The 10041-nt window shown below is 67.9% G+C and carries 6 protein-coding genes and 3 pseudogenes; 4 read left to right on the top strand and 5 right to left on the bottom strand.

Annotated elements, in window-relative coordinates; all coding sequences use genetic code 11:
• Window positions 1-1272: pentapeptide repeat-containing protein (locus BBK14_RS04785; protein WP_241831137.1), on the bottom strand; the 1272-nt coding region annotated here is incomplete at its 3' end.
• 50 nt (window positions 1273-1322) lie between these two features.
• Window positions 1323-1526 carry a hypothetical protein gene (locus tag BBK14_RS04780; RefSeq protein ID WP_071059986.1) on the bottom strand — a complete coding sequence of 68 codons (204 nt, stop codon included), beginning with the start codon at window positions 1524-1526 and terminating at the stop codon, window positions 1323-1325.
• A 644-nt stretch (window positions 1527-2170) separates the two neighbouring features.
• Here BBK14_RS04780 and BBK14_RS04775 point away from each other — a divergent pair.
• The 3 genes and pseudogenes from BBK14_RS04775 to BBK14_RS41590 form a co-directional block, all read left to right on the top strand.
• Window positions 2171-3715: a helix-turn-helix domain-containing protein gene (locus BBK14_RS04775; protein ID WP_083390722.1), complete on the top strand. Its 1545-nt coding sequence runs from the start codon at window positions 2171-2173 to the stop codon at window positions 3713-3715.
• Window positions 3716-3883: 168 nt separating this feature from the next.
• Window positions 3884-4329 (top strand): annotated as a pseudogene (locus BBK14_RS42000) (integrase core domain-containing protein); the annotation flags it as partial.
• Window positions 4330-4369: 40 nt separating this feature from the next.
• Window positions 4370-4495, top strand: a pseudogene (locus BBK14_RS41590) (helix-turn-helix domain-containing protein); the annotation flags it as partial.
• A gap of 34 nt (window positions 4496-4529) precedes the next feature.
• Here the strand turns inward: BBK14_RS41590 and BBK14_RS04770 are convergent.
• The 3 genes and pseudogenes from BBK14_RS04770 to BBK14_RS04765 all read right to left on the bottom strand — a co-directional run bounded on the left by BBK14_RS04770 (window position 4530) and on the right by BBK14_RS04765 (window position 7143).
• A pseudogene (locus BBK14_RS04770) lies at window positions 4530-6067 on the bottom strand (ISL3 family transposase).
• Between the two features lie 26 nt (window positions 6068-6093).
• Window positions 6094-6450, bottom strand: coding sequence for an integrase (locus BBK14_RS34610; RefSeq protein WP_083390721.1), 357 nt, complete (start codon window positions 6448-6450; stop codon window positions 6094-6096).
• Window positions 6451-6525: 75 nt separating this feature from the next.
• Complete coding sequence (locus BBK14_RS04765) at window positions 6526-7143, bottom strand: TetR/AcrR family transcriptional regulator (protein WP_083390720.1); 618 nt, start codon at window positions 7141-7143, stop codon at window positions 6526-6528.
• 306 nt (window positions 7144-7449) lie between these two features.
• Here BBK14_RS04765 and BBK14_RS04760 point away from each other — a divergent pair, with 306 nt between their 5' ends.
• Window positions 7450-9648 carry an MMPL family transporter gene (locus tag BBK14_RS04760; protein WP_071059984.1) on the top strand — a complete coding sequence of 733 codons (2199 nt, stop codon included), beginning with the start codon at window positions 7450-7452 and terminating at the stop codon, window positions 9646-9648.
• Window positions 9649-10041 lie beyond the last annotated feature (393 nt).

Genomic DNA, 10041 nt, shown 5'->3' with positions numbered 1-10041 from the left:
GGCGGACAGGGCGTTGTCCTGCCCCGCCAGCACCTCCGGATGCCACTGTCCGACGAACTGGTGTGGATCTGCCGGGCGGTACTCGTCAGCCTCGGCCGAGGTCCACGAGGCCGGTCTCGTTAGTTCCGGCGGTAGCCGCGTCCACCCGTCGCCGTATGCCGCGTCGATCTGATCCTGGACCAGTCCCACCGCGGTGATGAGGTTCGCTCCGCCCAGCCAGGCGCCGGTCAGGTCCGCCTCGGTCAGCCAGGCGCGGGTCAGGTTCGCTCCGCTTAGCGATGCGCCCGTGAGATCCGCGCCGTCCAGCCAGGCGCGGGTCAGGTTCGCTCCGCTTAGCGATGCGCCCGTGAGATCCGCGCCGCCTAGCCGGGCGCGGGTCAGGTTCGCTCCGCCCAACCAGGTATAGCTGAGGTTGGCCTCGTTCAGCGAGGCGCCCGTGAGATTCGTGCCGCCCAGCCGGGTGGCAGTGAGGTCCGCCCGACCCAGATGGGCGTGGCTGAGGTCCGCTCCGGTGAGGTCGGTGTTGCTGAGGTTGCCATAGCTGGCCTGTATGCAGTGCAGGGCGGCGGGACCTGTCAGGTTCGCACCACTCAAGTCCGCGCGGGGGACACCGTCGAGGACGGACAGACGCCCCAGGACCGCCACCGCAGCGTGGATGTCCACGGCAGGGCGCAGCGGAACGACCGGACCGGACGCGGCGGGCCGCAGCGTAGGGTCCGTGCTGCGGGTGCGGATGAAGGCGGAGAGGACCTCGACGACCGCGCGCTGGTCACTCGGTGAGTCCATCGCGATCCGCTCCAGGGCGTAGATCCCGCCGAGGCGAGTCGTGTTGTTCTCGCTGCCGAGCCGGTCAACCGCGCGGCCGAAGAAATACCGGGCGCAAAAGCGGGCATTGCTGTCCTTTTCCCGGATGCCCGCTGTCCATGCCTGCGCGTACGCTCGGCGCGTCCCGTCCGCGGCGACCTGGTAGCCGGCCAGCGTCGCCAGCGTGACCGATGCAATCAGCAACACGCACTCCACCATCGCCCGAGCCTCCGCTTCTCCGCCGAGGCCAGACGGATGCATCGAGGCGCGCAGGTAGAAGATCCCCATCGTCGAAAGCGCAGCCCCCGACGCCGCGGCCCCGGTAGCGACCCGCAACCACCGCCCAGCGATTAGATACTCCGCTCTCCTTTCAGTAACCTGAAAGTCGCGCTTGGCAGAAAAATACATACCAGTTCCCCACTGACACCGAGTCGATCCCGACACGTATGCCCTTTCCGGATCCTGCACCGGGCAGATTCCTCCCGGACGCTCTCTTCCCCAGGCCCGCCGGGGCGGACTCAATCCGACTCCCGAGCCTCAACCACGTACAGATCGATAGTGGTCAGCGCTGGCACCTGGCTGCCGGCGACCGGCTTCTGCGTCACGACCACCCAGCGCGACCCGACGGTCCGCCGCCCGCGCCAGGCCGGATCATCGATGGCACTGGGCAATATCGAGGGGAAAAGCACGCCCTCCGCCGTCCGCAGGTCCAGGCCGACCACGTTGGGGACAACGACCGGAGCTCGGGTGGCTCTGATCGGGGCGGCATCTGAAGGGAGCGAAGGGACAGCGGTCTGGGCGTATCGGCGTAACAGATGCGGTATCTGGTCCGGCGCATTTGCACTCGCGCCCGGCGTGACCGCCGAAGCACCAACTCCCGCCGGCCGCGCGGATGGACCAGGAAGATTCGCCGCTGCCAGGAGCGCCAGAAGGATTCCGCCGACGACGATCGCGAACTGCTTCCAGACCTGTCGCAGGCACGACGACGGGAGTCGCGGCCATCCTTTCACCAGTCCGCCCTCCAGCCTAGTTTGATTGTCATTACAGATTGCATTTCTTAACTCCCACGCACCGTTTCTGTCAGCTCAGAGAATCAGCTGCTTCGACAGCGATCCACCGGGACCCAATCTGAGGTTCTCCGATTCTGGAAATATGATCGTAAGCCCCAGGGCCATTTGATATGCCGCGCCTCAACGATGGCTGKGAGAGCCTCGTCCGCTGGCGGTTTCAGTAGCGTCGCAGAGCCGCCCAGTATCTGACAACCGGGCTAAGCTGGGTTGGGGTCCCGGGACATCGGACCGGCTGTGACCTGCGGAAACGCAGCGCACTGGGACGCGGAGATCCTCGGACGCCCTCCGTCGGTAGCATGCTGGCCATGACTTCACCACGGGATGGGGATCTAGGGAAACCCGTCAGGACGGCCTCATCCTCCGAGGAGCTGGGTGAACTCCTCTCTGCACTCAAGCAGCGCAGCGGTCGGAGTTACGAATGGATCGGCCGAAAGGTCAACGCGGGTCGATCCACAGTACAGCGCTACTGCACAGGCCAGTCCGTGCCAGTACAGTTCGGCACCATCGAACGCGTCGCGCGAGTATGCGGCGCCGACGGGGACGAAATCGCACGCCTGTTCAGACTCTGGGAAACTGCGGCGTCGATCTCGACGAGCGACGGCACCGAACTTCCCACCGCAGGCGGCGACAATGAGAACACCGATGCTGTTGAAGGCGCCGAGTACTCAACCCATCCGGTCTCTCTGGTGCGACCAGCACTCGCAGCCGCGGACGACTCCGCACCAAGACCAGCCACACAGAATGAACACAGCCGGTTTCACGGCGCGCGCAGATCCGGCTGGAAGTGGAACCGCCGGAGTATCTCCGTCGCAGCTATCATCATGGTGTTGTTCTCCAGCGTGGTAGGTATCGTTCTCATTCTCGCCATGATTCTCGGGCGTGAACCCGGCGTCCGGCCGCTCGGGCGCCCGTTGGCAGATCAGAACGGCTGGGCGTTGTCCACCGCGTTCTCCCCCGACGGGAAAGTAATKGCTAGCAGTAGCAGGAAAGGCGGAGTGTGGTTGTGGGACATGACCGACCCCGCCACGCCCGTCCGGATCGATCCTGCCCTAACCGGCCCACGCGACGGGGTGACATCACTGGCGTTCTCGCCAGATGGGCGTATTTTGGCCGGTGGCAGCTGGGACGGATCCATATGGCTGTGGGACACAGCCGACAGCGGGGCTCCCCAGCCGGCCGGTCGTGCGCTGACCGACGACTCGGGACCGATATGGTCGGTGGCGTTCTCCGCGGATGGCCGCACGCTCGCATCCGGCAGCGACGACACGACGGTGCGACTGTGGGACATGACCAACCACGCCAGACCGTGGCAATTCGCGCGACTGAGCAGCGATATGGAGTTCGTGACATCGGTCGCTTTCTCCGCGGACAACCGCCTCTTGGTCGCCGCCGGCTACAGCAGGACCATCGCGATCTGGGACATGGCCGACCGTGGGGCCCCTAAACGACTGACCCAATCCCTGCCAACACCCGCCACCACGTACGTGGCCGCCTTCTCCCCCAACGGACGACTCCTTGCCACCGGGAGCACCGACGGCGTGGTCCGACTCTGGGACCTTGCCGTTCCGGAGGACCCCCACCCGATCGGGAGACCGCTCACCGGGCATACCAACCGCGTCTGGTCGCTCGCATTCTCCCCGGATGGCAGCACTCTCGCCAGCAGCGGGTTCGACAACTCCGTGAGACTGTGGGACGTGACCGACCTGTCCAACCCGGAGCCCATCAGCGCGCCACTCACCGGCTACCAGGGCTGGGTTCTCTCGGTGCGCTTCTCCCCGAACGGCCGCGTGCTGGCAAGCACCAGCAGCGACAGCACCATCCGCCTATGGTCGCTACCCTGAACGACATTATGGCCACGATAGGCCATGTGAAGATCGTCCGGTCACCGGATGCGCCTGTGGGGTGCCAGAAGTCGTCTTGGGCCTGTGAGCTGGGCTGATGCGACGGCGCGGCTGTCGGCATGAGGATCGACTGTGTCCGCGTGACTGCTTTATCTGATCTTTGTTCGAGTGTGCGGCTGGCTGGTCCTCTTCGGTCGTTCGTCGGCGTCGAAGGACATCGAGCTGCTGGTGTTGCGGCACGAGGTCGCTGTGCTGCGCCGTACCCAGCCCAAGCCCCGGTGGGACTGGGCGGACCGGGCGGTGCTCACCACACTGATTCGACTCCTGCCCAGGGCACTGCGAGCGCACCGGCTGGTCACCCCCGGCACCGTCCTACGGTGGCACCGCCGTCTGATCACACGGAAATGGGCCCACCCCCACCGGATCGGACGACCACCGCGCCGGTCAGAGCGGAGATCGCGACCCTCATCGAACGGCTCGCGACCGAGAACACGACATGGGGCTACCAGCGGATCCAGGGCGCGCTCCTCACACTCGGCCCCCGGGTCAGCGCCTCCACCATCCGCCGAGTCCTGAAGACCCTCAGACGGCCCCCGGCACCGAAACGCCAGACCTGGGGCTCCAGAAACCCGATTTGGGCGGTGACCTGCGCGTTTGCCTGCCGGACGGGGCCCATGTCACGCAGGCTGGATGGTCATGGTGTGGTCCCTGCTCTACGCCCTGACACGCAACGCTCTCGGACTGATGCTGCTCCGCGTGCGCGGCGGGGTCTGTCCAGATAACGGCTCTGCCGCACATCGGTGGTGACTGTGCGTTAGTCGAGCAGGATGCGGTGGCGGAGGAGCGGGAAGCCGGCGCGGCCGTGCATCTGACGCATGATCTTCTTGGTCTTGGTCTTGGTGTTGACGCCTTCGGTGCCGCCGTTGCTGTAAGGCAGGGTGAGGGCGTTGTTCACGGCGTCCCGGTCGAGGTCGAGGCCGCGGGTGTAGGCATGCAGATGGGGCAGGTCAGCGGCCTGGGCGGTGGTGATCCAGGCGGTAAGACGGTCGTCGTTGCCGTCGGCGGGGTCGAGCAGCGCGGCGAAACCGCGGACCAGCCCGGCGAGGAGGGTCATCTCCGGACAGGCGGCGGTGAGCTGGTCGAGCCGGTCGCGCTGGGCGTCGGTGAGAGCATCCGGCCTGGTGAGCAGAAGGCGAGTCAGGGCGCGTGGGGAGATCGCGGGCTGGTCGCCGTCGAGCCGGCCCTGATTGATGTAGCGGACGAGCAGGTTGTGGCTGCCCGTGTAGCCCTGCTCCCGGATCTCGCGGAACAGGCGCAGGACCGGGACGGCCGGTTCCTCGGCCCGGCGGCCCCGCAGGTAGTCGCGGTAGGGGTCGACCAGCGTCGGGCGGAACGCCGGCGCGCGGATCAGCCGTTCGGGTTCGGGGACGCGGGCGTAGCGCTTGACCGTGTTCAGGGAGAGGCTGAGCCTTCGCGCGCAGTCAAGCAGACCCACGCCTTGATCGAGCAGGTCGTGGACCTGCTGCCAGCGTTGTCGGGTGGTCTGGGCGCGGGGCCCCTCGGTGGGCGGCGGGCCGGCGGTCGCCCAGCAGGTGCTGTGCGCGGCGACCTCCTGGCGGACGGCCTCGGCGAGGTTGTGCCACAAGTGCCACCGGTCTCCTACTTGCTGGGCGTCGGGCAGGACACGGCGAACGCCCTCGGCGTAGGCACCGGAGCCGTCCCGGCAGACGACCTCAACTCCGGGATGAGCGCGCAGCCAGGCCTCCAGGACGTCGGCGCCTCGGCCGGGCAGGACGTCGACGCGGCGGCGGGTCTCGACGTCGATGAGGATCGTGGCGTAGCGGTGGCGGCGGCGCAGCGCGAAGTCGTCCACCCCCAGGACCCGCGGGACCTCGGGCGGCGTAGCGGAAGGCGCAGGAGGCAGCGCAGCGCGGTGGCCCGTGACAGCGGCACCGACAACGCACCCAGGAGCCGGGCCCCGCCGCGGCCCGCGAGTTCCCGGACCACCGCACCGACCTGGGCCGCCAACCTGACGGTGCGCCGCTGGTAACGCTCCAGCACCCCCGGGACCTGCTCCCGAAACGTCCGCAGACAGCCCCGCGTCGGGCACACAAGCCGACGGACCCGCACGGCCAGCAGCACACGGCGCGCATCCAGCGCCACATCCGCCGGCGCCCGCACGTGATAGCCGTGCACCCGCGCCGTCAGCGCGCCGCACCGCGGGCAGGCCGCCGGTCGGTCCGGGGTCCGCGCCGCGACCCGGATCCGGTCACCCTCGTCCGCCACGTCCTCCACGACCAGCGGCGCCAACCCCGCAAACACCACCACTACCAGGCAATCCACGCCAACCATGACAGATCGTGACATGACTGGCCGCATCAGCGACCACCGGATGTGCGGCAGAGCCTGGCCGAGTTCTGGCACCCCGCAGGTGGTCGTCCGGTCCGGTGGGGGTGGGTCCATTTCCGTGTGATCAGACGGCGGTGCCACCGTAGGACGGTGCCGGGGGTGACCAGCCGGTGCGCTCGCAGTGCCCTGGGCAGGAGTCGAATCAGTGTGGTGAGCACCGCCCGGTCCGCCCAGTCCCACCGGGGCTTGGGCTGGGTACGGCGCAGCACAGCGACCTCGTGCCGCAACACCAGCAGTTCCAGGTCCTTGGACGCCGAGGAGCGGCCGAGCAGGACAAGCCAGCCATCATGCCGCCGGCCCCGTGCCGGCGCATCGCCCCAGGTCACAGGCCCAGGCCGACTTCTGGCACCCCACAGGTGTTCGTCAGCGCGGGCTCGGTGGGGGTTCGCAGTCTCGAGCTTTCAGGGAGGTCCGGTCTGGCTGGGGGCCGCGTTGTGGGTGGCCCGCCGTGGCGTGCGTAGCCCCAGCGTGCGGCGGCCCGCCTCGACGAGGTGCTGGAGCAGGACATCGTCGTCCAGGTCGATCAGTCTCGGTGCGACCGCGACGGCGATTCCGCCCAGCACGAGAGCGGCCTTGATCTGCCCGCTGGGACCGCGGTCGACATCGGCGAGAAGACGGACCTGGCGGCTGATCAGGTCGCCGAGGTCGCGCTGGGTGAGCAGCACGTCGGTTACGCCGGGGTCGGCGGCCAGCACGGAGATCACGGCGCGGTTGCGCACGGCGAGGGCGGCGTAGCCGGCGAGCAGGTGCTCCGCGCGGGCGTGGGGGGTGCGTTGCGCCTCGGCGGCCTCGATGATGGTGCGCAATGGTCCGAGCACCGGCTCGACTACCGCGGTGAGTAGCTCCTCGCGGGTGTGGAAGTGATAGTAGAGGGCCGCCTTGGTGACGCTCAGTTCGTCCGCGATCATCTGCAGCGAGGTGCCCGCGTAGCTGTGCCTGGTGAACAGGCGGACCGCCGTGTCGATGATGCGCCCTCGGGTGTCGGTCACGCCGGGTGCATTCAGTGCGGCGGGGGTCACGGTTACTCCTCGCTGAATCCTTACGGACTCACAGACTAGCTTGCCGATTGACAAGCTAGCAACCTGCCGGCCAGCTAGCGCTCGACTCGTCGATGCTAGGGCATCAACCAGTCGTTCGTAAAGCAAGATCCTGGCCGTTCGACAAGTGACGTACTTTACGATCAGCTAGCATTTCACTTGCTGGACGGCTAGCGTCTCGGGTGTCATCCGGCACCGCTGGAACCAGCGGGACCCGGTCGCCACGCCCGTGGCCGTCGGCCGCCTGTGGCCGGGCGATCCCATGCACCTTCGAACAGGAGCCCCTACATGGCCTCGTTCCTCTATCGGCTTGGCCGGTTCGCGTTCCGCCGGCGGTGGCTGGTCACCGCCGTGTGGGTGGCGGTCCTCGCCGCCGCGCTGGCCGGCGCCGCCACCCTGTCCGAGTCGACCTCCGACACGTTCCGCATCCCGGGTACGCCGTCGCAGCAGGCGATCGACCTCCTCAACGAGCGGTTCCCGCAGGCTTCCGCCGATGGCGCCACGGCGCGGGTCGTGTTCGCCGCGCCGGACGGCCAGCAGCTCAGTGCTGTGCGGGCGGAGGTCGAGCAGGCGATCGCGCAGTTGAAGGAGGTGCCACAGGTCGCCTCGGTCAGCGACCCGTTCCAGTCCGGCGCGGTCAACGCCGCCGGCACCGTGGCCTTCGCGAGCGCGACCTACCAGGTGCCGTCGGCGGACCTCACCGATCAGGCCCGCGACGCGCTCACCGCCGTCGTGGACGAGGCTCGCGCCCAGGGCCTGACCGTCGAGGTCGGCGGCGATGCGGTGCGGGTCAAGCCGGAGCAGGGCGCGGGCGAAGTCGTCGGGATCGCTGTCGCTGCTGTAGTCCTGTTCATCACGTTCGGCTCGCTGGTGGCGGCCGGCCTGCCGCTGCTGACCGCGATCCTCGGCATCGCGATCGGCATCGGCGCGATCAGTACGATGAGCGGGTTCGTGAACCTGTCGTCGACCACGCCGACACTCGCCCTGATGATCGGCCTGGCGGTGGGTATCGACTACGCGCTGTTCATCGTCTCCCGGTACCGGCACGAGCTCGCCGCCGGCCGCGACCGGGAAGAGGCAGCCGGTCTGGCGGTCGGCACCGCTGGTTCCGCGGTGGTGTTCGCCGGCCTGACCGTCGTGATCGCGCTCGCGGCGCTGGTGGTCGCGGGCATTCCGTTCATCACCCAGATGGGGTTGGCCGCCGCGTTCACCGTGGCCGTCGCCGTGGTCATCGCGCTGACCCTGCTGCCGGCGCTGCTGGGCTTCGCCGGCCGGCGGATCTCCCGGAAGCCTCGTGGGCTGCATGCCCGCGACCTGGAGGCGGACCGTGCCACGCCGGGGCCCAACATTGGCGCGAGGCGGGCCGGGGCGATCGCCCGCCGCCCGGTCGTGGCGCTGCTCATCGGAGTCATCACCCTTGGTGTCATCGCGATCCCAGCCTTGGACCTGCGACTCGGCATGCCTGATGACGGCGCCGCCGCACCCGACACCACCCAACGCAAGGCCTACGACCTGCTGGCCGGCGCGTTCGGTCCTGGCTTCAACGCTCCTCTGACCGTCACCGTCGACGCGGGCGCCGGGTCGGCGCAGGCGGCGGCGGACCAGGTGACACAGGCGATCCATGGCCTCCGCGACGTCGCCACGGTCACCCCGGCGGTCATCAATCCGGCGGGCGACACCGCGCTGTTGACCGTCATCCCGACAAGCGAACCGAGCGCCGCCGCGACCGAGGAACTGGTCCACTCCATCCGGGAGATCGACGGCACGGTGCCTGGCGCCAGCATCGGTGTCACCGGTCTGACCGCCATCAACATCGACGTCTCCAAGAAGCTCGGCGACGCGCTCCTGCCCTATCTGATCGTCGTGGTCGGCCTGGCGTTCGTCCTGCTCCTGCTGGTGTTCCGGTCCCTGCTCGTGCCGGTGACAGCCACCCTCGGCTTCCTGCTCAGCATCGCGGCCACATTCGGCGCGGTCGTAACGGTGTTCCAATGGGGCTGGCTCRCCGACGTCTTCGGCATCAAGCAGACCGGGCCGATCATCAGCCTTCTGCCCATCATCCTGGTCGGCATCGTGTTCGGTCTCGCCATGGACTACCAGGTCTTCCTCGTCACGCGGATGCGCGAGGAATACTCGCACGGCAGCACCCCGCGCCAGGCCATGATCACCGGGTTCGGTCACGGGGCCCGGGTCGTCACCGCCGCGGCCTTCATCATGATCAGTGTCTTCTCCGGGTTCATCCTGTCGCCCGAATCGATCGTCAAGTCCATCGGCTTCGCCCTCGGCGTCGCCGTGCTCTTCGACGCGGTGGTCGTGCGCATGACCATCATCCCGGCAGTGATGGCCCTACTCGGCCGCGCCGCCTGGTGGCTACCCCGCTGGCTCGACCGGATCCTGCCCAACCTCGACGTCGAAGGCGAGAAACTACGCCACCTCCTCGACGATGGACCGGACCCCCTCGATACCACCCACGAACACGCACCCGCCTGAACACACCACCCGCCGACAGCGGCCCCCTTCAACCCTTCCACGAAAATATTATCGGGCACCATCAACGCGGCCACGGAGTCGTTCCTCTGCACTCTAAAGAACGAAATCATTCACCGGATAGATTCCCCGCCTGCTGCTCCACCCGGACCCCGATCGCGGAACACATCGAGGTCTTCTAAAACCGGCAGCGACTTCAGTCGCGCCTCGACCATCAAATGAACAGATCCAAGATTCCCACCTGAACCCGAACCTGAACATCAACAACGGAAGCGGCCTGATGCCGATATGCTCCACTACGCGGTCTGTTGCGTAGGCGAGGTCTGGCGGTCTGCCGCCAGGCCAGTCATGATCGAATGGTGCATCGACGTGTTGCCCGTCCGCCGGTTCCGGTCT

Source organism: Parafrankia soli (genome assembly GCF_001854695.1).
Lineage (GTDB): Bacteria > Actinomycetota > Actinomycetes > Frankiales > Frankiaceae > Parafrankia > Parafrankia soli.
Note: the sequence above shows the minus strand (reverse complement) of the source record. Positions and strands in the feature narration are given on the sequence as shown.